The sequence below is a fragment of the Gimesia chilikensis genome (genome assembly GCF_008329715.1).
Taxonomy (GTDB): domain Bacteria; phylum Planctomycetota; class Planctomycetia; order Planctomycetales; family Planctomycetaceae; genus Gimesia; species Gimesia chilikensis.
Genome location: NZ_VTSR01000005.1, coordinates 352,435 through 374,938, shown reverse-complemented (window position 1 = coordinate 374,938; position 22,504 = coordinate 352,435). Strand labels below are relative to the sequence as shown.

At 52.2% G+C, this 22,504-nt stretch carries 31 protein-coding genes; 25 read left to right on the top strand and 6 right to left on the bottom strand.

Going from position 1 to position 22,504, the window contains the following annotated elements; translation table 11 throughout:
* Nucleotides 1-46 precede the first annotated feature (46 nt).
* The 21 genes from rpsS to FYZ48_RS05670 all read left to right on the top strand — a co-directional run bounded on the left by rpsS (nt 47) and on the right by FYZ48_RS05670 (nt 11,962).
* The gene (gene rpsS, locus FYZ48_RS05770; protein ID WP_149338403.1) at nt 47-313 is read left to right on the top strand and encodes a 30S ribosomal protein S19; all 267 of its coding nucleotides are present in this window, start codon (nt 47-49) and stop codon (nt 311-313) included.
* 81 nt (nt 314-394) lie between these two features.
* Nucleotides 395-739, top strand: a complete 345-nt coding sequence (gene rplV / locus FYZ48_RS05765) for a 50S ribosomal protein L22 (RefSeq protein WP_145044976.1) — start codon at nt 395-397, stop codon at nt 737-739.
* Nucleotides 740-807: 68 nt separating this feature from the next.
* Nucleotides 808-1,509, top strand: a complete 702-nt coding sequence (gene rpsC, locus FYZ48_RS05760) for a 30S ribosomal protein S3 (RefSeq protein WP_149338401.1) — start codon at nt 808-810, stop codon at nt 1,507-1,509.
* Nucleotides 1,448-1,867, top strand: a complete 420-nt coding sequence (rplP, locus tag FYZ48_RS05755; RefSeq protein ID WP_149338399.1) for a 50S ribosomal protein L16 — start codon at nt 1,448-1,450, stop codon at nt 1,865-1,867. Before rpsC ends, rplP begins: the two co-directional genes overlap by 62 nt.
* Nucleotides 1,868-1,956: 89 nt before the next feature.
* Nucleotides 1,957-2,166 (top strand): 50S ribosomal protein L29, encoded by a 210-nt coding sequence (rpmC, locus tag FYZ48_RS05750; RefSeq protein WP_002649721.1) that lies wholly within the window; start codon nt 1,957-1,959, stop codon nt 2,164-2,166.
* A 27-nt stretch (nt 2,167-2,193) separates the two neighbouring features.
* Entirely contained in the window at nt 2,194-2,439 is a 246-nt protein-coding gene (gene rpsQ / locus FYZ48_RS05745; protein WP_149338397.1) for a 30S ribosomal protein S17, read from the top strand.
* A 94-nt stretch (nt 2,440-2,533) separates the two neighbouring features.
* The gene (gene rplN / locus FYZ48_RS05740; protein WP_145192468.1) at nt 2,534-2,902 is read left to right on the top strand and encodes a 50S ribosomal protein L14; all 369 of its coding nucleotides are present in this window, start codon (nt 2,534-2,536) and stop codon (nt 2,900-2,902) included.
* Nucleotide 2,903: 1 nt separating this feature from the next.
* Entirely contained in the window at nt 2,904-3,257 is a 354-nt protein-coding gene (gene rplX / locus FYZ48_RS05735) for a 50S ribosomal protein L24 (RefSeq protein ID WP_145044966.1), read from the top strand.
* A gap of 63 nt (nt 3,258-3,320) precedes the next feature.
* A complete protein-coding gene (gene rplE / locus FYZ48_RS05730) occupies nt 3,321-3,866 on the top strand; it encodes a 50S ribosomal protein L5 (protein ID WP_198422179.1) in 546 nt (181 codons plus the stop codon).
* An 80-nt stretch (nt 3,867-3,946) separates the two neighbouring features.
* Nucleotides 3,947-4,342: a 30S ribosomal protein S8 gene (rpsH, locus tag FYZ48_RS05725; RefSeq protein ID WP_149338395.1), complete on the top strand. Its 396-nt coding sequence runs from the start codon at nt 3,947-3,949 to the stop codon at nt 4,340-4,342.
* Nucleotides 4,343-4,409: 67 nt separating this feature from the next.
* Nucleotides 4,410-4,955: a 50S ribosomal protein L6 gene (gene rplF, locus FYZ48_RS05720; protein WP_145044961.1), complete on the top strand. Its 546-nt coding sequence runs from the start codon at nt 4,410-4,412 to the stop codon at nt 4,953-4,955.
* A gap of 77 nt (nt 4,956-5,032) precedes the next feature.
* Nucleotides 5,033-5,398 (top strand): 50S ribosomal protein L18, encoded by a 366-nt coding sequence (rplR, locus tag FYZ48_RS05715; protein ID WP_145044959.1) that lies wholly within the window; start codon nt 5,033-5,035, stop codon nt 5,396-5,398.
* Between the two features lie 36 nt (nt 5,399-5,434).
* A complete protein-coding gene (gene rpsE / locus FYZ48_RS05710; RefSeq protein WP_145192465.1) occupies nt 5,435-5,914 on the top strand; it encodes a 30S ribosomal protein S5 in 480 nt (159 codons plus the stop codon).
* The gene (gene rplO, locus FYZ48_RS05705) at nt 5,914-6,366 is read left to right on the top strand and encodes a 50S ribosomal protein L15 (protein WP_145192462.1); all 453 of its coding nucleotides are present in this window, start codon (nt 5,914-5,916) and stop codon (nt 6,364-6,366) included. The genes rpsE and rplO overlap by 1 nt, the downstream gene beginning before the upstream one ends.
* Nucleotides 6,367-6,498: 132 nt before the next feature.
* Nucleotides 6,499-7,863, top strand: a complete 1,365-nt coding sequence (gene secY / locus FYZ48_RS05700; protein WP_149338393.1) for a preprotein translocase subunit SecY — start codon at nt 6,499-6,501, stop codon at nt 7,861-7,863.
* 252 nt (nt 7,864-8,115) lie between these two features.
* Entirely contained in the window at nt 8,116-8,232 is a 117-nt protein-coding gene (gene rpmJ / locus FYZ48_RS05695) for a 50S ribosomal protein L36 (protein ID WP_144980856.1), read from the top strand.
* Nucleotides 8,233-8,291: 59 nt separating this feature from the next.
* The gene (gene rpsM, locus FYZ48_RS05690) at nt 8,292-8,678 is read left to right on the top strand and encodes a 30S ribosomal protein S13 (RefSeq protein WP_145044951.1); all 387 of its coding nucleotides are present in this window, start codon (nt 8,292-8,294) and stop codon (nt 8,676-8,678) included.
* A 148-nt stretch (nt 8,679-8,826) separates the two neighbouring features.
* A complete protein-coding gene (gene rpsK / locus FYZ48_RS05685) occupies nt 8,827-9,207 on the top strand; it encodes a 30S ribosomal protein S11 (protein WP_145044949.1) in 381 nt (126 codons plus the stop codon).
* Between the two features lie 124 nt (nt 9,208-9,331).
* Nucleotides 9,332-10,351: a DNA-directed RNA polymerase subunit alpha gene (locus tag FYZ48_RS05680; RefSeq protein WP_145044946.1), complete on the top strand. Its 1,020-nt coding sequence runs from the start codon at nt 9,332-9,334 to the stop codon at nt 10,349-10,351.
* Between the two features lie 81 nt (nt 10,352-10,432).
* Nucleotides 10,433-11,161 (top strand): 50S ribosomal protein L17, encoded by a 729-nt coding sequence (rplQ, locus tag FYZ48_RS05675; protein ID WP_149338391.1) that lies wholly within the window; start codon nt 10,433-10,435, stop codon nt 11,159-11,161.
* 207 nt (nt 11,162-11,368) lie between these two features.
* On the top strand, nt 11,369-11,962 hold the full coding sequence (locus FYZ48_RS05670; protein WP_145044942.1) for a putative metallopeptidase: 594 nt from the start codon (nt 11,369-11,371) through the stop codon (nt 11,960-11,962).
* Nucleotides 11,963-12,003: 41 nt separating this feature from the next.
* On the opposite strand, the gene FYZ48_RS05665 is transcribed toward FYZ48_RS05670, so the two are convergent.
* Both FYZ48_RS05665 and FYZ48_RS05660 read right to left on the bottom strand, forming a co-directional pair.
* Nucleotides 12,004-12,666: a DUF6882 domain-containing protein gene (locus FYZ48_RS05665; protein WP_149338389.1), complete on the bottom strand. Its 663-nt coding sequence runs from the start codon at nt 12,664-12,666 to the stop codon at nt 12,004-12,006.
* A gap of 141 nt (nt 12,667-12,807) precedes the next feature.
* The gene (locus FYZ48_RS05660; protein ID WP_149338387.1) at nt 12,808-13,302 is read right to left on the bottom strand and encodes a hypothetical protein; all 495 of its coding nucleotides are present in this window, start codon (nt 13,300-13,302) and stop codon (nt 12,808-12,810) included.
* A 232-nt stretch (nt 13,303-13,534) separates the two neighbouring features.
* Here FYZ48_RS05660 and FYZ48_RS05655 point away from each other — a divergent pair, with 232 nt between their 5' ends.
* Nucleotides 13,535-15,025, top strand: coding sequence for a PcfJ domain-containing protein (locus FYZ48_RS05655; protein ID WP_149338385.1), 1,491 nt, complete (start codon nt 13,535-13,537; stop codon nt 15,023-15,025).
* 16 nt (nt 15,026-15,041) lie between these two features.
* On the opposite strand, the gene FYZ48_RS05650 is transcribed toward FYZ48_RS05655, so the two are convergent.
* Nucleotides 15,042-15,479 carry a SoxR reducing system RseC family protein gene (locus FYZ48_RS05650; RefSeq protein WP_149338383.1) on the bottom strand — a complete coding sequence of 146 codons (438 nt, stop codon included), beginning with the start codon at nt 15,477-15,479 and terminating at the stop codon, nt 15,042-15,044.
* Nucleotides 15,480-15,697: 218 nt separating this feature from the next.
* Here FYZ48_RS05650 and FYZ48_RS05645 point away from each other — a divergent pair, with 218 nt between their 5' ends.
* Nucleotides 15,698-16,177 carry a hypothetical protein gene (locus tag FYZ48_RS05645; protein WP_149338381.1) on the top strand — a complete coding sequence of 160 codons (480 nt, stop codon included), beginning with the start codon at nt 15,698-15,700 and terminating at the stop codon, nt 16,175-16,177.
* A 161-nt stretch (nt 16,178-16,338) separates the two neighbouring features.
* Here the strand turns inward: FYZ48_RS05645 and FYZ48_RS05640 are convergent, their stop codons facing one another.
* Entirely contained in the window at nt 16,339-16,923 is a 585-nt protein-coding gene (locus FYZ48_RS05640) for a hypothetical protein (protein ID WP_145044930.1), read from the bottom strand.
* A gap of 340 nt (nt 16,924-17,263) precedes the next feature.
* Nucleotides 17,264-18,403: a BON domain-containing protein gene (locus FYZ48_RS05635; RefSeq protein ID WP_149338379.1), complete on the bottom strand. Its 1,140-nt coding sequence runs from the start codon at nt 18,401-18,403 to the stop codon at nt 17,264-17,266.
* Nucleotides 18,404-18,938: 535 nt separating this feature from the next.
* On the opposite strand from FYZ48_RS05635, the gene FYZ48_RS05630 reads away from it, so the two are divergent.
* Both FYZ48_RS05630 and FYZ48_RS05625 read left to right on the top strand, forming a co-directional pair.
* Nucleotides 18,939-19,451, top strand: coding sequence for a hypothetical protein (locus FYZ48_RS05630; RefSeq protein ID WP_187781884.1), 513 nt, complete (start codon nt 18,939-18,941; stop codon nt 19,449-19,451).
* Between the two features lie 147 nt (nt 19,452-19,598).
* The gene (locus FYZ48_RS05625; protein ID WP_149338377.1) at nt 19,599-21,167 is read left to right on the top strand and encodes a transglutaminase-like domain-containing protein; all 1,569 of its coding nucleotides are present in this window, start codon (nt 19,599-19,601) and stop codon (nt 21,165-21,167) included.
* Nucleotides 21,168-21,592: 425 nt separating this feature from the next.
* On the opposite strand, the gene rnc is transcribed toward FYZ48_RS05625, so the two are convergent.
* Complete coding sequence (gene rnc / locus FYZ48_RS05620; protein ID WP_149338375.1) at nt 21,593-22,342, bottom strand: ribonuclease III; 750 nt, start codon at nt 22,340-22,342, stop codon at nt 21,593-21,595.
* Between the last annotated feature and the right edge of the window lie 162 nt (nt 22,343-22,504).

Here is a 22,504-nt window from a genome sequence, read left to right as displayed (position 1 = left end):
TGAATAAAAAATAACTATCTGTTTTCGATAATTGAGGACAAGTTTTATGGGTCGCTCTCTGAAAAAAGGGCCTTATGTTGACGTTAAACTTCTGAAGAAGATTGAGAAGTTGAACGAATCGGGAAAAAAGACGCCGATCAAGACATGGGCTCGGGCTTCAACTATTACTCCGGAATTTGTAGGTCACACTTTCCTGGTGCATAACGGGCGCGCTCACTTAAACGTGTATGTCACCGAAGAAATGGTGGGTCACAAGCTGGGAGAGTTCTCCCTGACCCGTAACTTCCGCGGCCATACCGTTAAGAAGAAATAAACTGTTTGTGTTGGTGGTGATTACGGCCTGACAGGCCGATAACCGATAGAAATTAAGCAATAGTGAAGTGGAGTAATCGTCATGGGGCAAGTTCGAGCAATGCATCGATTTGCACGAATCTCAGCAACTAAGGTGCGTCCTTTTGCAGACATGGTTCGGGGAATGACTGCTTCGGAAGGTCTGGATTCTTTGAAATACATTCCGAACCGGGGTGCCCGTTTCCTGGAAAAGGTTATCAAGAGTGCGATGGCCAATGCTGAAGATAAAGGTGCCCGCAATGTGGAAGGCCTGAAGATCACCGAAGCACGCGTTGACGGCGGTCCGATGTTCAAACGGATCCAGCCCCGTGCCCGCGGTATGGCTTACACAATTCGTCGCCGGATGTCTCACATTCATGTATCGATTGAAGCTCCCGAATTGCCTTAGGTAATCGGATCACTATTGCCAGACACTTATTATTCTCAACCAGAAATACTTAAAGGATAACCTGTATCATGGGGCAAAAAGTTCGACCAACCGGATTTCGAGTCGGAGTCGTTGAAGACTGGAGAAGTCGTTGGTATGCCTCCAAGAAAGATTTTGGGGCATTGCTGGTTGAAGATCAGAAAGTACGTAACTTTATCCAAACCAAATATAAGTTTGCCGGCATCCCGAAAGTGGAGATCGAAAGAACTCGCGATCAGGTAGTGGTGCACTTATTTACGGCCCGTCCCGGGATCATCATTGGTCGTAAGGGTCAGGAAGTAGACCGGTTGAAAGCCGAACTGGAAGATCTCACCGGTCGTCGGATGGAATTGAAGATTATTGAAGTCGACAATGCACTGCAGAGTGCAGCGTTGGTAGCGGAAGATATCGCACAGCAGCTTTCCAAGCGTGGTAGCTTCCGAAGAACTATTAAGCGTGCCCTGGACCAGGTAATGGAAACGGGCGTTCATGGAATTAAGATCGAGCTTTCCGGTCGTTTGGGTGGTGCGGAAATGTCACGGCGTGAAAAAGCCAGCCGTGGTTCAATCCCCCTGTCGACTCTGCAGCGTCACGTTGACTACGGATTCCGCGAGGCACACACCACCTTCGGAGTCATCGGAGTGAAAGTTTGGATTGACCTTGGTGATTATTCAGATGAGGAGAATCGCGATGGCGTTAATGCCAAAGCGGGTCAAGCACCGCAAAAGCCAAAGAGGGCGCATAAAAGGTAATGCGACACGTGGTAACACTGTTGCCTTTGGTGAATGGGGCTTACAATCTCTGGACCCGGGGCATATCACAGCTCAAACCATCGAAGCGTGCCGAATTGCAGCCACACAATATGTTCGAGGTGAAGGTAAGCTCTATATCCGGATCTTCCCGCAGAAGTCGGTAACATCCCGTCCTCTGGAAACCCGTATGGGTAAGGGAAAAGGGGAACCGGATCACTGGGTAGCCGTCGTCAAGCCAGGTACGGTTCTGTTCGAACTGGCAGGTGTCTCGCACGAGGCAGCAAAACGCTGTTTCGCTCGTGTGGCACACAAGTTACCAGTTAACGTCCGGCTGGTAGAACGTCGTCCGTCCCTCTAGGGCTGGCGACCAGATTACTGATTTTTAAAACACTTTAGTCCTGTCTGCATCTTACAGCGAGACTGATAAACAATCATTGGGTTTGACTGATGACCAAAGCAAGTGAATTACGCGAGATGAATGATGAGCAATTGTCATTTGCTCTGCAGGAAACACAGAAAGAACTGTTTCAGTTGCGCTTCCAGGCGGCAACCGAGCGGCTCGATGCACCGAGTAACATTAAGCGGCTCAGACGGGAAATTGCCCGGATTCAGACAATCCGTCGTGAACGCGAATTAAGTCAGCAGAATAATGCTTAATCAGGCTCGTTAGGGTAAGTAGAAGAAATGCGAAAAAAACTGACAGGCATAGTGGCCAGTGCCAAAATGGACAAAACGTTGCGGGTTGAAATTCAGCGACGATACCGTCATGCGTTGTACGGGAAAACCGTTCGCGGTCGGACAGTCTGCCATGTGCACGATGAACAGAATGAAGCACAGGAAGGGGATACGGTTGAAATTATCGAAAGCCGTCCCCGTTCCAAGACAAAGCGTTGGGATTTAATCCGAGTTGTAGAGAAGAAACAGGACTGAAGTCGCTTCTGACCGGCTACAGGTTCGGTTTAGTTAATAGTACAAAGATCAGGATATTCCTCATCTTTTTGGTTGATAAGGAACAGGCAAAGCCATGATTCAGATGCAAACCGATCTGGATGTATGTGATAACTCCGGAGCCAAAGTCGCGCGGTGCATTAAAGTGCTGGGTGGTACAGGCCGTCGGACTGCTGAAGTCGGCGATGTGATTGTCGTAAGTATCCAGAAGACACTGGCTGGCAGTAACATTAAAAAAGGCCAGGTACTGCGGGGCGTAATCGTACGCACCAAGTATCCCTGCCGCCGCGATGATGGCAGCTATGTGAAGTTCGATCGGAATGCCATCGTGCTGATCGACGGTGATGGGAACCCTCGTGGGACCCGTATCTTCGGCGCTGTAGCACGTGAACTCCGCGAACGCCGTTATCTGAAAATTATTAGCCTGGCAAACGAGGTGGTCTGAGATGAAGATACGACGTGGCGATTCAGTGATTGTGGTCACCGGAGCCGATGCAGGCGATACTCCCCGGCGTGTATTGTCGGTCGTCGCTGGCGGTAAAAAGCTGACAGTAGAAAATGTAAACCGTGCCCTGAAGCACGTGAAACGCGGACATCCCAAGAGCCCTCAGGGGGGGCGTCTGGAAATTGAGATGCCGATCGATGCTTCCAACGTCAAGTTTTACTGCGAAGCCTGCAGTAAAGGGACCCGCATCGGATATCGTTACACCGCTGATGGCAGCAAAGAACGGTTCTGTAAATCGTGCGATGCCTCACTGGGAACGATCAGTCCAGCAAATGCAAAATACCAGAAACAGTAATCAGCATCAGTAGTTTTCAGTAAGGAAGACTGTTCCGAAGCTCGGCCGGTCTGAAACAGAAACATGGCAATACCAACATTATTAAAACAATATCGTGAAGAGATTGTTCCCGTCCTGAAGGAAAAACTGGGACGCACCAACGTGCACTCACTGCCTCAGATTGAAAAGGTCGTGATCAGCATGGGGATTGGTGCTGCCAACCAGGATCGGAAGCGTCTGACTGAAGCAGCTGACCACCTGACAATTCTGGCAGGCCAGAAATCGCAGATCACCCGGGCCCGTAAGTCTGTGGCTGGTTTCAAACTGCGTGAAGGTCAGGAAATCGGCTGTCGCGTGACCCTGCGTGGCACCCGGATGTACGAATTTCTGGAACGTCTGATCTCCCTGGCTCTGCCGCGTGTACGCGACTTCCGGGGTGTGAATCCCAAAGCGTTCGACGGTGCAGGCAACTACAGCCTGGGCCTCAACGAACAGGTGGTGTTCCTGGAAATCGACCCCGATTCCGTGCATCATGCCCAGGGGATGAATATTACTATCGTGACTACTGCCAAGAATAACGACGAAGGTCGGCTGTTGCTGACCGAGCTCGGTATGCCTTTCCGCAAGTAATCGCGTTTCAAAGATTTCAATAAGATACAAAACAATTTTTTTGGTAGATCGTCGGAGATTAAAGTGAGGGTAGCCAGCTAATGATGACAGACCCCATTGCAGACATGCTGACACGAATTCGTAATGCACTGCAGATTGAACGGCCGTTTGTAGATATTCCTGCTTCCAAAATCAAGACCGCCATCGCTGGCGCCTTGCAGCGGGAAGGTTACATCTGGGACTATGAAGTCATTGAAGACACTCCACAAAACGTGCTGCGTGTCAATTTGAAATATGGTCCCAACGGGGAACGCGTCATTCAGCGAATCGTCCGTGAAAGTAAACCCGGACGTCGCCACTACCAGGACCTGCGGTCCATGCCGGAAGTCCTGCAGGGGCTGGGTGTCAGCATCCTGTCTACCAGCAAGGGCGTGCTGAGCAATCGTGAAGCAAAAAAAGAAGGTGTGGGCGGCGAGCTGCTGTGCACCATCTGGTAATCCAAACGTGCCGCAAGGCTGGCCGATCTGTATCTGCCACGATTTAATTTAACTGGAAATTGAAGTTATGTCTCGAATCGGTAAAAAACCAGTTGCCGTTCCCACCGGAGTCGAAATTAAGGTGGATGGCGGAACCATCACCGTCAAAGGTAAGCAGGGTGAATTGAAGTTTACCTACCATCCGGCGATGAGTGTGGAATTTGATTCGGAAGCCAACGAGGTCAACGTGATTCGTCCTGACGATGAGCGTAAGAATCGTGCTCTGCACGGTCTGACCCGGGCACTGATTGCCAACATGGTTCAGGGTGTGGAAACACCGTTCGTCAAAAAGCTGGAAATTCAGGGCGTGGGTTACCAGGCATCACTGAATGGTCAGAAACTGAGCCTGCAGGTGGGGTTTGCCAACACAATCGTGCTGGATGTGCCTCAGGGGGTCAATTGCGAACTTCCTAACGCAACCAACATTGTGGTCAGCGGACCGGACAAGCATATGGTAGGTCAGTTTGCAGCGAACATTCGCAGCGTACGTCCTCCTGAACCTTACAAAGGTAAAGGGATTCGTTACGAAGGCGAATACGTACGGCGGAAAGCCGGTAAGGCCTTTGCTAACTAACGGTTTTCAACTGCTGGTGATCCAGGTATTCTGACGGTCAGGCCGATGGCCACTGTTTAAGAGAAGATGACGGTAAAATGAAACTAGAAAAAACGCTGAAAAAACAGAAGTCACGACGTTCGTTCCGGATTCGTAACACAGTCCGTAAAACGGGCCGTTACCGTCTGTCTGTTTATCGTAGCAACAATCATATTTATGCCCAGATCATTGACGACACTGCAGGGGCAACCCTGGTTTCAGCCAGCACCAAAGACAAGTCTCTGGCCGGCGAAATCAAAGTGGGTGGCAACATTGCTGCCGCTGAAAAGGTTGGCAAACTGCTGGGTGAGCGGGCCGCTGAAAAAGGGATCAAAGAGGTCGCCTTCGATCGCGGACCTTACCGCTACCATGGTCGGGTAGCAGCCCTGGCAGATGCTGCCCGTCAGGCAGGACTGGATTTTTAATCGAGACAACACTCTATACGGGTTGGAGAAGATACCGTGTCAAAAGAAGCGACAAAACAAACGCCAGAAACCGTCATCCAGATCCGCCGTTGTGCCTGCGTGGTCAAGGGGGGCCGTCGGTTCAGCTTTACTGCTCTGGTCGTCGTAGGCGATAAAGAAGGCCGGGTAGGCTGGGGTTATGGCAAAGCGATCGAAGTGCCGCTGGCTGTGGATAAAGCCGTCAAGCAGGCCAATCGCAACATGGTCAAAGTACCGATCGTTGAGCACACCGTGCCTCACGAAGTCGTCGGTCGCTTCGGTTCTTCCCGCGTCCTGCTGTTACCCGCTCGTCCTGGTACCGGTATTATTGCCGGAACTGGTGTGCGTTCTGTGGTAGAAGCCGTCGGAATTACTGACATTTACACTAAGAGTCGTGGATCCAACAATCCAATCAATGTAGTGAAAGCCACAATTGATGGGCTCTCAAAACTGCGAACCCGTGACGATATTGCACGCTTGAGAGGAGTAGAAGTCTAATGATTATTGATGACGTACACCGCGGAATTCAAAAGAATAAAAAACGCAAGCGTGTTGGTCGTGGTCCCGGTTCGGGGCATGGTAAGACATCGTCTCGCGGTCACAAAGGTTATGGCAGCCGTGCGGGTGCATCCCGTCGTACCAGCTTCGAAGGGGGACAGACCCCGCTGGCAATGCGTGTTGCTAAACGTGGCTTCAATAATAAACAGTTCGCCAAGAAAGTCGCTGTTGTCAACGTAGCTGCTCTCGAGCAGGCCTTCGACAACGGTGCCGAAATTACTCCGGAAATTCTGGCTGCGAAAGGACTGGCTAAAGGTCGGTTCGATCAGGTCAAAATCCTGGGTAACGGCGATCTCAGCAAAAAGCTGAGCGTGACTGCTCACCTGTTCTCCGCATCTGCTGAATCCAAGATTCAGGCAGCCGGTGGTTCAGTCAGTCGGATTTTGTCATAAGTAATTGATTCAAGGACTTGATTTCAGCAGACAGGAATACGATTCCCCTTTTCTTCTCTATTCGTTAAGATCTGAAGCACAAAGATTATCCATTTTTCTTCTGCTGAGTTATGACACAAAGGACCGCTATCCATGCTCGGTAAATTAACTGTACTTTTCAAGATTCCCGAGCTTCGTCGAAAAATTCTGCTGACACTCATTCTGCTGGCAGTTTACCGGATGGGGTTCTGGATTGCGCTGCCTTTCATCGATCAGGCACAGCTTTCCGAGACATTGCAGGATCTGCAAAGCCAACAGGGTGGCCTGGGTCAGGTGATGCAGGTGATCTCACTATTCTCGGCTTCGAATATTGGTCAGAGTACCATCTTCGGTCTGGGCATCATGCCTTACATCTCTGCTTCGATTATCTTCCAGCTGATGGGTACAGTCTATCCACCGCTGGAACGTCTGCAGAAAGAGGGTGAAGCCGGGCGCAAGAAGATTAATGAATATACACGTTATGCAACGGTCGTGATCTGTCTGGCACAGAGTTACTTCTGGATCCATACCCTGGCGGGTGGTCTGGGCTCGGGTAAGAGTCTGATCCTCGACGGGTACGGGGGCCTTTATTACCAGATGGTGGCGACCATCACCATGACCACCGGGACAATCTTCCTGATGTGGATTGGTGAGCAGATCGACGCTTACGGAATAGGAAACGGGATCAGTCTGCTGATTATGGCAGGGATCCTGGCCCGGATGCCGCAGGCAGGCTGGAGTCTGATTGAACCGGCTCTGGATAAAGGGATCGCACTGGGAACCGACACCGGGATTGACCGGTTGCTGATTCTGGCTCTCGTGTTTGTCTTCGTCGTGGTCTGGGTGATTGCGATTACTCAGGGACAGCGTCGGATTCCGATTCAGAGTGCTAAACACGTACGAGGTCGTCGGGTTTCCGGCGGTCAGCGTCAGTCTCTGCCGCTGCGTGTTAACCAGGCAGGTGTGATGCCGATCATCTTCGCTTCCAGTCTGCTGATGTTCCCTTACTTTGTCTTCCACTGGATGAGCTCAGTGTGGACCAGTTCCACCTTCCTGTCCATGCTGGACGGGGCCTTCCAGCCGATGAGTCGTGGTTTTGTATACACAATCTCTTATGTGATATTGATTTACTTCTTCTGCTACTTCTGGACGGCGATTACCTTTAATCCCAAGGATATGGCAGAAAACCTGAAAGATTACGGTTCGTTCATCCCGGGATATCGTCCTGGTGCCCGGACAGCCGCCTATCTGGAAGCAGTCATGGTTCGTATCACATATGTGGGGGCTGCGTTCCTGTCACTGGTCGCGATTATTCCAACGCTGGTTTCAACCTGGCTGGGTGTCGACTTCCTGGTGGCGAGTTTTTACGGTGGAACCGGATTATTGATTGTGGTTTCTGTAGTGCTGGACTTGGTCAACAAGATTGACAGCCATCTGGTTATGCGAAACTACTCTGGATTACTTGAGAGCGATCTGTAAGGCATAAACGGGCGAGTCGCAGCGAAATTCACCAAAAAAGGGGTGTTTCGCTTGTCGATTTACGCATAAGGCGTTTATAATTTCCTGATTCGCTCCGCTTCGGAAATTGTACAGGTTTGATACGAAGCCGGAGTTTGCTCATTTTATGGGCGCAACTATCTGAATTTACACGAGTTACAGTGTTTGAGCCGGAGAGGTTCTCTCTGCTGACTCGCCAAACGTGAACCAAACTAATAGAGAAATCGTAGTACGATGAAAGTCCGAGCCAGTGTTAAGCGGATTTGTGAGAGCTGTAAAGTCATCAGACGGAAGGGCCGTGTTTACGTGATCTGCTCTTCCAACCCTCGTCATAAACAGCGCCAGGGTTAGTCTCGCACTCAGTTTGCATGATTTAATTTCAGTTTTTACAACCAGCGGAGTGAAATAAAATGCCTCGTATTCTCGGTGTTGATATTCCGAACGAAAAACCTGTTTATGTTTCCCTGACTTACCTGTACGGCATCGGACGGGTGACGGCTCTTGATATCTGCTTCAAGCTGGAAATCAATCCCCAGATGAAGGCCAAAGACCTGACCGACGATGAGCTGAGTCGTATCGTGAACGTACTGGATACCGACTATTCCGTCGAAGGTCAGCTGCGTCGATCGACCCAGCAGGATATCGCCCGTCTGCGGGACATTCAGTCATACCGCGGAATTCGTCATCGTCGCGGACTGCCCGTTCGTGGCCAGAATACACAGACTAACGCCCGTACCCGCAAAGGTGGTAAGAAAACCGTTGCTGGTAAGAAGGGTGTTAAGGACGCTCGCCACTAAGACCGGTCCCTGGTTCAGGGCATCTGATCAGAGGCGAGTTGAGAGACGATACAATGCCGGCACCATGTTCGGCTTAACGAGAAAACATTCCATCAAAATGAGTTTCAGTTTCTGAGATCCAACAGACAGAAACATCAGGAGTTGCAGAGTGGCTAAAGTCAAACGAAAAAAAGTGAAACGTCACATCACTAAAGCGATTGCTTACATTAAAGCAACGTTTAACAACACCACGGTTACGATTACCGATCTGAACGGCGATGTACTCTGCTGGGCCACAGCAGGTACTTCCGGATTCAAGGGAAGTCGTAAGAGCACTCCTTTTGCTGCTCAGCGGGCTGCAGAAATCTGTGCGGAAAAAGCTTCCAAGTTTGGTGTGAAAGAAATGGAAATTCGCGTCAAGGGACCTGGTTCCGGACGGGAAAGTGCAATCACCGGTCTGCAGACAGCTGGTATCTCGATCAAGGCGATCGAAGACATCACCCCGCTGCCACACAACGGTTGCCGTCCTCCGAAAAAACGTCGCGTCTGATCCGTTACGCAGGTGACGCTGTGAAGACTGTTCGCGAATGCGTTCAGACTGAAATTAAAATATAACGAGAGTGGTGGTTTCCGAATCGCACTCTGTTTAAAAGTGTTCTTGGGAGATTATTTCAATGCGAATCCGTTGGCGAGGACTGGAATTACCAAGCCGTGTCATCCCTGACCGGGACTCAATGACATCCACCTATGGTATGTTTGTAGCCGAACCATTCGAACGTGGATTCGGTGCGACGATCGGCAACAGTCTGCGGCGCATTCTGCTTTCCAGCCTGGAAGGCAGCGCAGTGACACGCGTCAAAATTCAGGGCGTGCAGCACGAGTTCACCACGATTCCCGGTGTTGTCGAAGACATTACCGAAATCTGCCTGAACCTCAAGTCGCTGATCGTCAAGAACTCCAGCTCAACTACCAAGACACTGCGAATTGAAAAACACGAGCGTGGTGTGGTTACCGGTGCTGACGTCATTACCGACGATCAGGTTGAAGTAATCAACAAAGATCTGGTAATCGCCACCATGACCGACGACGTTCCACTCAACATGGAACTGACCATTGATAACGGCCGTGGTTATATCCCCGCTTCCGAGCATGCTCAGCATGAAACCGAAGTTGGTGTGATTCCCCTCGACGCTACGTTTTCACCGGTTGTTCGCGTCCGTTACAAAATTGAAGATACCCGTGTTGGTCAGCGAACCAACTACGACAAGCTGATCCTGGAAATCTGGACCAACGGAACCGTAAAGCCCGATATGGCCCTGGTAGAAGCTTCCAAGATTCTGCGGAAACACCTCAATCCGTTTATTACTTACCGTGAGCCCGGTCCAGAAATGCCACCGGAAGGCGGTCTCAAAGGGATGCTGGATACGACCGGTTACGCACCGATCGACCTGGAACTGGAAGAGAAACTCAACCAGAGCCTGGCCGAGCTGAATCTGTCTGTCCGTGCAACCAACTGCCTGGAATCGGAAGGGATCAACACCGTTCGCGACCTGGTCGGCAAAACGGAAGATCATCTGTTACACGTACGTAATTTCGGGGAAACCACGCTGGTTGAAGTTCGTGAACGACTGAACCAGATTGGTCTGCGTCTGGGGATGAAGATTCCCAGCTCGTCTTCACAACAGCCGCGTTAACTCGGACAGAGCAACGCGATTATTGGTTATCAAACATCGAGTTCTTTACTCTCAGCAATCAGAATAATTCAGAGTTAAGTCATGCGACACCGAATGAGAGGCCGCAAATTAGGCCGCAATGCATCACACCGTAAGGCGATGTTCCGCAACATGGCGGTGAGCCTCATCAAGACAGTCCGGATCGACGAGGAAGCTGAAAACGCTCCCAAGGTTTCCGGTCGGATCACCACCACCGTGCAGAAAGCCAAAGAACTGCGTCCGTTCATCGAAAAGCTGATCACGGTTGCCAAGAAAGCTCAGCCACACATCGAGAACGCTGCCCAGTACGCAACTTCCGCTGAGAAGAACTCCAGCGAATGGAAGACCTGGCGTGAATCTGAGCAGTGGAATCAGTGGAACCAGGCTCTGGCACCCGCTCTGAGCTACCGTCGTCGGGCATTCGCTGAACTGCGTGACAACGAAGCTGTCGATATCCTGTTCAACGAACTGGCAGAACGCTTTGCAGAACGCAATGGTGGATACACCCGCGTTGTGCGTCTGGCAACCGTCCGTCTGGGCGATGCCGGTGCTCAGGCCATCATCGAATTTGTCGGCGAACGGGATCGCGTCAAGCCAACCCGCCGCAGCGAAACACTGGGTTCCACAGCGACTGAAGAAGCAACCGAGGAAGCACCAGCTGACGAAGAAGCTCCCGCTGAAGAAACAGCAGAAACAGAAAGCGAAGCAGCCGCTGACGAAGCTCCTGCCACTGAAGCAGAAGCCTCAGAAGGGGAAACTGCTGAAGCTGAAGAAGAGAAAAAAGAGGAGTAAACCGTCGCGAGTCGAATTCGACTTTGCGGAAATCCGGTTTCCCGCTAAAATTTTAAAGCTAAGAGTATCCCTGATATGCTCTTAGCTTTTTTTACGTCCGGAGCAGAAACGCTGAAATGGAATACCCGTATCAATCCGGACGAAAGACAGGCCCCGGCTCGACCTTGTGTCGTTGTGAAGTTGTAGCGGAAAGGATTCTGGCACAGCATGTCAACGCAGCAGCCTTTTAATTTCAGTCACGCGATGTACCGCCTGTGCAGCGACGTCTCGCGTCGGCTGCCTGAATTTCATCATGTCGATATGGACCGGATCGCGGTCGCCTTTGCCCAGGCCCGCCGCAATGTACCTTACGGCATGCAGGCCAAGTTGACGCCTCTGCGGTTTGAGAACGGGGCTCTGCAGACCACGCGTTACGGCCGCAAGTGGACGGTGCAGCGGGTGTACCAGGATCAGCAGGAGATGCTGTATATCCTCACCTTTTATCTACCGCGGTTTCTGAACCATTCGTTCAAAGAGAAGATGATTACTGTGCTGCACGAACTGTATCACATCAGCCCGGCCTTCGACGGCGACATCCGCCGCCTGGCAGGACATTACCACGTGCACTCGCACAGCCAGAAAGAATACGACGCCCACATGGCGGTACTGGTCGACCAGTATATGAAACTGAACCCGCCTCCCGAACTGTTCGGATTCCTCAAGTGCCGTTTCTCGACGCTGCAGAAAAAGCACGGCGGCGTCGTGGGGCTGCAGATCCCGATTCCGAAGCTGATTCCGGTGACCGATACGCGGATTGCGTAGTTGTCACTCGATTCTGAAACAGCTAAGAGATCTTCGTCCGTTTATGACAGCGACGCCTTTAATTCCTGCAGGCGGTTGAGCTCATCGAATGTGGCTTGGAGCAGTTCCTGTCCGTCTTCTTCGACCACGAGGGCATGCGCGCTCACTTTTGGTTCCAGTCCGTAGTGCTGCAGATAATGGAAGAGCGCGTTCTTGTGATCTGCGACTTCCATCTGCGCTATGATCTGCGGGAAGTTGGCAGTGATGCGCTGCAGACTGTGATCGACCGACCAGGGCATCTCCGGTTCGACGATCAGCAGCAGAACCGCTCCCTGGGCATGTGGCCCATGATAATATGCCTGCCCGAGCTTCTGACCAACGGCGATCATGCCTAAGGCGTGGCCGTTGACCACCGACAATGAGTGGCGGGCATCGGAAAGTTCGGGGATTCCTTCTCCTTCACCCAGCTGCTTGAGCTCCAGTGCCGCCTGCGTGCGTTCTGGAGGCAGGGAGCTCATCTCGTTCGCCCAGGACCAGAGCCAGCTGGAATCGCCGGCGGCCTCAGTTCCCAGAATCTCCGCCTGAAATTCATAGCGGTCTCCGAAGGTGAGGAGTCCCGTGGAAACGTCGTAGCCCCAGTCCAGGTCTTCCACGAGGTCAGCCAGAAGCAACTGACGATCGAAGGCAAAACAGAGGTGCTGATTCAGGAGTGTGTCGTAGTCCATGCGTTTCTTTCCTGGTGAGAGTCAGAAACCGAGAGAGTTTCGAGGCGGTTACAAAGCTGTCCGATTTCCAGTGTAACTGCTGAAGTTGTGAGAGCGAGGAGAAAGTGCGAGATCATGTTGATTTTGGCGGGTGATTTCGTGTTAGCTTTCGTCCAGCCATGGTTCTTTCCAGACCGGCGTTTGCTGATCGGGCAGGAAGAAGGCGGGGATGCCGTCGCTGGTGGTGAAGGCGGCCTGGGGGCCGCAGAGTTTGGCGAGTTCGCTGGCGATGCGGACAATCAGCGTGAGGTGGCCCTGGAAGCTGAGGGATGGACTCTGGTTTGGGGGATGGAGCCGGTAAATGTCGGCGGATTCTCTGGGGCTGGTATGAGGACCGCCGAAGGCCTGGTTCAGCAGCGGGTCATCGGATTTATATTCCCAGTCGATCATTTCTTCAGAAGCGACGGTGGCGGTGAAGTCCTCTGCGGAGCCGCGGACATCGCCGGTGAAACCTGCCAGGGATTCCAGGACCTGTGCGAGGTCGCCGCGGGTAACGGTGCGACCTGCGGGCGTTTCCAGCGAAATCGGCACGCCACACTCGCGTCCCCATTCCAGGAGCTTTGGTGTAACAGGCGTGAGGATGTAGCTGATACTCATATGGTCTCCTCTGGGCCGCTAAGCCTGGTGCCTGGTTCCAAAGCGATCTATTTGAATATTGTAGTGGCACTGGAAGACGGGGTTCAAGCTGAGTGTTTGTGGAATACACGGACCCTGGTGTTCCTGTAAGTTACACCTTGGTGAACTTTTTCCAGTCTGATGTGTCCGTGAAACAAATTACTGCGTCAACGGCGCGGTTCCGTCTGTTTTCCGGTTGAGGGAAGGCAATGAGATGTCACGACTAACTTGTTTTCGCCGTCGCCTTCCGTATCGCAAACAAACCGGTTGTCTTAGCAAGCTGCGTCAACAGTCAGCTGAATTTAAAACCACTCGGAGTGCGCCCCGGGTTGAAGATTTCCTCGGAAATGAAGAAGAGGGTTGGCCTGAGGCCTGGGAATACGACTGCTATGATCCTACTTCTGCTGCGGATCGGTTCTACTTTCAATTTCAGCAGGCATTGGAATCGCAGTGGAAGCGGCCTGTTGAGTTGCTGATTCCTCGTCCATCTGCATCGCAGGCAGATGCAGTGCCTAAAGAGGGAGAGGTGCAGCTGGCGAGAACCGATCTGCTTCAGCTGGTAGAGAATCTGGAATCGCAGGTGGATGCATTAGCAAGTGCCGTGAGCCAGGGCAAGATCAGGCGAATAGAGTCTCTGGTTCCCGAGACAGAACTTCCTGCAGCGATCCGGCGACTGGCTGCGCAACAGGTGGCGGACCAGACCTCGGAATCATTGAGCTGGCTCTCGCTGGTGGTCTTTTTCAAGCCGTTCTGGATCCGGTCGGCGGAGTCCTGGACCGGACAGAGTAAGTCATCCCTGATCCAGCACCTGTTTGTGCACTACCCGGTACCGGAGTTTCTGATCGATGCCTGGGATCATTTTCAGGAAGCCGCCGAGAAGCGGTTCAAGTGGCAGCACTGGCTGATCATCCTGGGGCAGGGGGGGAGCTTGAGGCTGGTGCCGGGGAAAACGTGGCGGAAAATGCAGCAGTATCTGTTTGATGTCCCTTGGCACGAGTTGCCGGAGATGCCTCGTACTCCTGCTCTGGCCTGTATCTACGCAGAAGTACGCCGACTTGGTGGTGATGTGCAGATCTGGAAGTGGTTGGCACTGCATCCGGCGTTTGCCATTGATCCGACCGAAGCTGGTGGCGAGAACCAAATGGCGTTCTGGTCTGAAACGGTCAACTGGTTGATTAGTCACCGTGATCAGCTTTCGACTGAACTGAGTGAGCGAATCCTGGACTGGGCGATGCATGAATTTCTCACCTGGGAAATGCTGCAGAGGAATTTTACCTGGAAGGGACGCACCTTCGAGGCGATCTGCCAATCTGCGCAAGAGTTTCGCAGGAGGATTATCTTTGATGGGTATCAAGCTCACTATACTGCAGTGAGATGGCGGGAGCATGGCTGGGACTGGAGCTGGTCAGATGAGTGGAATCAATGGAAGGTGCACGAACTGACCTCCGGCGTGGAGTTGCAATATGAGGGAAAAATGATGCGGCATTGTGTAGCGGGCTATACAAGTCGCTGTGTGAAAGGGACCTCAGCGATCTTCCGGCTGACGCGAAATGATCAGCCCTGTCTGACGCTGGAAGTCGATCCACGAACATGTACGCTGGCGCAGGCGCGGGGGAAACAGAATCGGAGTGCGACGGCAGAAGAACAACGGGTCGTAGATCTCTGGTTGTCACGGAAAGTGGAGATGCAGGAAGTCTCTGTTTGATAAAGCTGGGAGCCTGCTACCTGAGTTGATAATACTTTTTCGGGGCGATCAGCATCAACAGTTTGGGGCCGATGATCAGGTACATGATCAGTGCGCCGACCAGGGCGGAGCCGGCGGCGACGGGCAGGCTGCTGTTATTCAGAAAGAGTGGCCCGATAATGGTGCCGGCGATGAGGCCGATCATTGGGGAGATCCAGAGATACCACCAGGAATAGATCGGGGGAACTTTCGTGCGGAGGCGTCTGCGGTAGTCATCCAGTTGTTCGCCGGTGTCAGCCCAGTGGAAAGTGCGCAATGCGCGGGGGCCGCCACAATGAGCGCAGACGGTTCCCAGGCAGAGTTTGAACGGGTTGCATAAGCCTTCGAAATCGTCGCCATTGACCTGGGTGGATTGCCGACATTTCTGATGGACGTAAACACGCCCTTCGCGCAGGGTATATGAAGCTTTGGCCATCGGGTGCTCACTATAAGTGGGTTATCAAAGTAGATGGTCGGTGGGCAGCCAGATCAGCGGTGTGGTTGCCCGTCGTCAGTGTGCCTGCGGACCTTGATTTTAGCGTGATGGGAGTAGGGTGCCAGTGAAAACTGTTGATTTCTGTTTGCGATCCATGTTGAATGGCGATCGTCTGCAATCATTCATGAATTCTACTACGAGAATCAGAGAGCCTTGTCATGTCACCCCGCATCAAGCACTTCGATGATCTGTTACCCGAGGATTTCTTACCGGATTCGATCTGGGTAGATGCCGAGTCTGGCGACTGGTTTCCCGATTGTCCAGCACTGCCTGCAGGACTGGAAGAGGATGATGCGGTGGAAATTCCGGCAGACTGCTATCGAGGTCAAATTGATCTGTTGCGCGAGGTGGGCCGGTTTTATGTGAAAGGGGGGCTCTATTTTTCTGATGGTTCAGAGCACTTCGGCCGGGTTGCTGTCCGGGCTTATGATCTGACTCCTTACTGTGTGGATGTGTTTCATGCAGGGGAGTGGCTCTTCATAGCCCATGAGGCCAGAGAACTGTGCCGAGTTCAAGAGAGGGTTGCGCTCTGCAGTGCCTTTCAGACCAGCCTGGATAAGATCTTTCCGTTGCGTGTGCAGATTCAAGTAGAAGGGTTGCCTGCGATCTCTGCTGTATTTGAACTGACAGAAGACTGAACGACGGGTAGCGAGTTCTCATGAAGTCGACATTGTCATTCAGTGCGCGTGCAAAGGCCGATGATTCTTTCACCCGGTTAGAATCATCGGCCCTGCTGGTGGGTAGACTTTTTAGTTTGGTTGCGGTTCGCTTCCTGCGAGAAGCCGCTTTGAGTTCAGTATTACTCAGATGGTGGTCCGGCACAGCGGATCAGGTGGTCGTGGTCAATGTAAACCACTTCTTTGGTCTGATCAGTGTTAGAGAACGGAATGGGCCAGTCTGAGCGAATGGTTTTGTCGTAGTACACGGTGCACTTGTAGTGACAGTGGTGCTGACGAGCTGGTCCGACCATCGGGTAGAAGCGGCACTCGCCAATCCGGTCTACGATGGGTTCTACCACCATGCGGACATTGTTGCGAGAGGTTTCTGCCAGGAACCAGACTCCGCCGCCGGTTTTGTCCGGCAGAGCACGAATGACTTCATCCGGGCTGGGTGGATCGAGACAGAACAGCGGTGCGTGTTCGCCTTCGACCGGATCCAGAATAGGAACTTTGTTGTAGCGTTCTTCTTCCCAGTACGTGTCTTCAACCAACTGTGACCAGTAGGCGGTGACCGGGATGAGAGGAGTGGTCCGCCAGAAGACAGAGCCGGCGTAGGCCACTTCCACAAAGCCTTTCACCAGCGTACAACCACTGGTATTGATCGTTAACAAGCAGGCACAGCCCAAAAGCAAAGCACGGCTGAATTGCTTCCCGATTTTGAACATCCTTCTTCCTCCGGGTGAATTGAACGAAGTGGTTTGATGTGTTTTTGACTTCGTCATCAGTGTTAGTGAGCGGTGAGCTCGATAAGTAGATGTCATGTTCTGTCGTCTGGCTTCTTGCCTGATGGAGACAGACTATGACTCCCTGTTCTTCTTATCGGACTCTGCGTCCGTGAATCTTGTGAAAATTTAACGGTTTTGACGATTTCGTCGGTAAAAACCGTTGTGACGGCCTGGCGGGAGCATGTTCACTGTGTGTTCACACTCTGGTGCCAGAAAAAATGCCTTCCAGAAAGCGAGTTCCGGAAGGCATTTCAACATTTTGGTCAAACTGGTGAGTGACTTACCAGTTCTTTGGATTCATGAACCACCACCAGCGGTCGGTGCGAGGGCGGAAGTTCAGTTTCCAGGAGCCATCATCCCATTCGAGCTGAGCCTGACGCCATCCCAGTGGAACCTGAGGATAGGGGTAGAAGGGCCCGATGTAAGGGAAGGCACTGGCTGAGTACTGGCTGGGGTAAGCTACCTGAGCGTAGTTCGGGTAGTTTGCATAAGTTGGCCAGGCAGTTTCAGGCAGGTGCGGGCTGTTGTAAACATTGTTGGCAACAGGACCCATACCAGGCTGGGGGCTCATCATTGGAGGGCCACCAGGACCAGGATTAGGAGCCTGATAATTCATGTAGTTGGTTGGCTGAATCATGGACGTCTGGGGAGCAGAAGCCTGAACCTGCAGACGGTTATCAACCGCTTTTACACCCGGAACACGCTGGGCAATCTGGGTTGCCATCTGTTTTTCCCGAGGAGATCCGATTGATCCCTGCAGGATAGCTGTTCCGTTTTTGTAGCGGATTTCCACTTCGTGAGCGGATGCCAGGGCTGGTCCCAGTGCTTTGGCCAGTTGTTCTGCCATCTGCTGGTTGCTCACACCGGCACTGCGAGGAGCAGCAGCCTGATGAGAGACGGTTTGCACATTGGAACGTCGGTTTTCCACAGATTGTTCGAACTGAGCCTGTTGCAGAGACCCTTTCAGGAAGGGATCTGCTGAAGCAGAGGCCTGGACAATGTCGTCCGCTCTACGGAAAGGATTGAGGCTCTTTTGAGGAGTCCCAGGAGCGGTTGAAGCAGTCGGGTTACCGGCAGCTTCACTGACAACCAGGCGGTTGTCGACACGGGTCACACCTTCGACCCGTGAGATCAGCCGGGTGGCCTGTGCTTTTTGTGCAGCAGTCGGAATTTTACCGGAAAGTACTGCAACACCTTTGTTGAATTCGATTTCCATGTTGTAACCGGTTAACCGGGCTTGTCTCAGAGCGTCGGCAATGTCATTGGCGACTTTCTGATTGTTGGAAATCTTGCCCGATACAGCGGTCGAACTAGACTGTTCAGATTTCTTTGTGAAGAAATCCAAGGGTCCGGCCATTGTGATACCGGGAGTCACCGCCATGATCCCCAGCGTCAAGACCCACTTACGATACCGTTTCATGAACAACTCCGTTCCCAATTGTAGAGAGATATTTGATTTCGTCCATTACATCAGAGCTCTATCTATCGTCAGGTTCGCACTGTGAGTCATTCCTGCTGCGCAAACGAAACAATGAGATTGCTATCCTGATTGATCGGTCATTGGGGTCCGGTTAAATAAGTTATTCTGATTATTTCGATGGAATTGGTTAAATGTTCTCGGGATTTTTGCGGTCAAGTGAATGTAAGTCTATGAATTGTAATGGGATAGGTTGAAATGTGCGAATTCGGCTGAATTTGGAAAAATGCTGCTGAATCTCGCAGGCAGGCAAATCACATGCTGAGTGGGGGAAGCTGGGGCGTTGTCTGCAGCCTGTTGCATTGGTGGTCAGGCCCGGTAAGCCGGTTTTCAGGTTTCAAAACGAAAAAAATGCGTTCTTCACCCTCTGAGGGCTTGTCTGTCCATAGTCATTCCAGAATTGAATTGTTATGCTTAGCTTCCAAGGTGTTCCCATTTCAACTTACAAATAGAGTTTAATTTTACCAAAGAAGCGAAAATGGCTCGAAAGTCTCCCAGTCGTCTGGAAATGCGCCGTCAGGCAGAAGCGGCCGAAGCGGAAGAAAAATCATCTCCCAAGAAAAAAGCCACTAAAAAGAAGAAGGCGACCCGTAAGAAGAAGTCAGCTAAAGCTGATGTACGCCGTCGCCTGGTCTGGGGTGTTTTCACAGGGAGTATGAAGGAAGAGTCTCGCTTCCCATACGATCAGCGTGATGCAGCAGAAGAGCGGATTGAACAGCTGCGTGCCAAGAACGCCAAGAAACTGTACTTCATTCAGCCGGTCAAAGAACCCGTTGACGGGGAAGCCGTTGTTGCGAAGATTCCTGCCGACGATACAGCAGATCTCGACGACGATGAAACCTTGAACAGCGACGACACCGATGATGAAGATGTCGACTCCACAGATGATTCCGACGATTCAGATGACCTGGACGATGTCGATCTGGATGACAGTGATGACGGAGACGATGTGGATGAAAGTGATGATGATCTGGACGAAGATCTCGACTGATTTCCGGTTTCCTGAAGTCACCTGAACCGACTACAATAATCCCTGCAACTCCAGCGAGAATTGCAGGGATTTTTTTATGCCTGTTTCATCTCCCGTCTGACGTCAGCTGTCACCCGAAGGCTTTTATCGCTTAGAAAGAACCGGACGATGCAAACCCGATTACGATCCTGGCTGAAAAGTCGAAACGTGGCTCTGTCTCTGGGGCTGTGGCTCGTAGGGAGCCTGACAGGCTGTGCAGAACAGCCGGTGCCTGCTGTGGAAGCAGCCACTCAACAGGCAGGCCAGAACGCATCCGTGGAGGAAGCAGACGTCTGGCAGGTGATTTACGTGAATGACCAGCGGATTGGTTATGCCCGTTCGCAGACGCACCAGTCAGGTGAAGGGGAGAGCCGGGTCGTTCTGCAACAGAGTGATTCCTATCTGAAGCTGAAGCGGTTTGGGCAGGCTCTGAATCTGGAGACGCATCTGAAAACGAAAGAGACGCCCGCTGGTGAGTTGCTGGCGTATACGTTTGAAATGCAGAATCCCCCCGCTGCTTCCACGGTTTCTGAGGGCGAAGTACGCGACGGGACCCTGCACATCAAAACCAGCGTGGCGAATCAGGCCAAACAGTCGCAGTTGAAATGGAAGCCGACATTTCATTCTCCCAGTTATATTGACCAGTTTTTCCAGAAGCAGCCGCTCCAGCCGGGAGAGGAGCAGTCATTCTCAATGCTGCTGCCTGAATACAACAAAGTAACCGACGTGCAGCTCAAGGCCCTCGAATACGAGAAAACAGAGCTGTATGGCGGGGAAGAGGCCGAATGCCTGCACGTGGAGATGAAACAGTCCCTGTTGCCCGGAATGACGATTGATTTATACGTCACGCGGGAAGGGAAGATTCCGAAAACGGTGGCCGATTTCCTGGGATCGGCGATGATTACTTATACGGTAAGTAAAGAGGTCGCCCTGGAAGAGTTGTCCGGTAAGGAACTGGATCTGGCGGTGCAGACGCTGATCAAGGTCAAACCGATCCCCGGGGCACATGATACAGAGCGTGTCGTCTATGAGATTACGCTGACCGATGGTGATCCGACGTCGGTCTTGCCGGAGAGTGAGACGCAGAAAGTGGAGAAACTGAATGAACATCGGGCCCGGCTCACCGTGCAGAAGGCGGCAGCGCCCCAGAAGTTTCCCAAAGCGGATGTGGATAAAGAGTATCTGCAACCTTCCCAGTTTCTCCAGTCTGACGATTCACGTGTGGTCGAGCATGCGAAGCAGGCGGTGCAATCTGAAACCAATCCCTGGAAGCAGGCTGTGCAGATGGAAAAGTATGTGCATGAGCATCTGCGGAAGAAGAATTTTTCGACGGCACTGGCGTCTGCAGGCGAAGTGGCGAAGAATATGGAAGGGGATTGTACTGAGCATGCGGTGCTGCTGGCGGCGATGCTGCGGGCCATGAATCTGCCTGCGCGTGTGGTGGTGGGGCTGGTCTACATTCCAAGTCGGGCAAGCTTCGGCGGGCATATGTGGACCGAGGTCTATCTGGATGGCCGCTGGATTCCCCTGGATGCGACTCTGGGAAAAGGGGGGATCGGCGCGGGGCACATTAAACTGGCGGACTCCAGTCTGTCTGAGAATGCTCCGGCACCACTGGCGATCTTCTTACCTATCTTACAGGCAGTGGGAAAACTTTCGATCGATGTGAAAGAGACGACGCCGGGAACGGCGCGTTGAAGGGTTGAATTCCCCTCATTTCGCGTTGTAAGAGTTACATTGCGGAGGAAAAAACGATGGTTTTCCTTTTGCAATTCTTGCAATTTCCACAGGGTGGAAAATTTCTCTGAAAACGCTGCCTGATATTTATCCCTGTTTTTCAGGTGTTTGCGGAGTGAATGCTCAAAATTCGAAATGGTCTCTCCCGCTTTGGCACGATTGCTGCATTATGTCTGCTGTGGGTAAAGAGAGAGACCCATGGAATTTTGAAGAGTTGAGAGACTTCAAAGTTCACGAGAGAAGAGAGAGATATTCCCACCGACCCGTGGAGGCGGGTCAGCCCACCCTGGGCCACTCCAAAACATCATCCCCATCTTAGAGCCGAGAGGATTCCCGTATCCTCTCGGCCCTTTCTATTTACAGGCCGAGAAAACCGGTTGATCGCATCAGATGTCATCGGGCATCGACGGTAGTTCCCAGTCTGATCCGTTTTCATCTTCATTCTGTCTGAGTGCATTCAGCGCGGCCCGCTGTTCGGCTTCTTTTTTGGTGGAGCCCCAGGCCGGCTCATACTGAATTTCGCCGATGATGGCGGTCACCTTGAAAAACTTCGAATGATCGGGGCCTTTCTCATCGACCAGTTCATAGACCGGGGTCTGAGAAAACTTCTTCTGCGAATACTGCTGTAAGAGGCTCTTGTAATTGAAGCCGTGCACCGAGCGGGAGGCTTTCATGTTTTCACGCTCGATCAGCGGATCCAGGAACTCGTGTACCGGTTCCATTCCGCCGTCGAGATAGATTCCGGCGATGATCGCTTCGAACATGCCAGCCAGGAGCGATTCAGGGAGCGTCTCGGTCATCGCCAGTCCCTTGCCGACGAAGATGAACCGATCGAGGCCTTTCTCACGTGCCAGCCGGGTACAGGTATTGCGGCTGACGACCGCCGACTTAATGCGGGTCAGCTCTCCCTCGGGAGAATTGGGGAACTGGTGGAACAGCTTCTCACAGACCAGTGCACCCAGAATGGCGTCTCCGAGGAACTCGAGCCGCTCGTTGGAGTCCATGCGGGTCTTGGCGGCGGAGGTGTGGGTCAGGCAGCATTTCAGCAGTTCATAGTTGGTGAATGAGTAACCCAGATTGTGTTGACACTCCTCAAGGAGTACGTCGATCTCTGCGGGACTGAGATCGTACAGCATGCGCGCCTCCTGTGATTTGTGGCTTTGAGGAATATCAATGAATGAATGATTTCAGAATCTGAAATGGCCCGCGGGAGTCTGAAATGATCTTCCCTAAGTATTGATAAATATTAACATTAGCAAAGATTTGAAGAAAACAGAAAAACTGGGGAATCGTCGAAA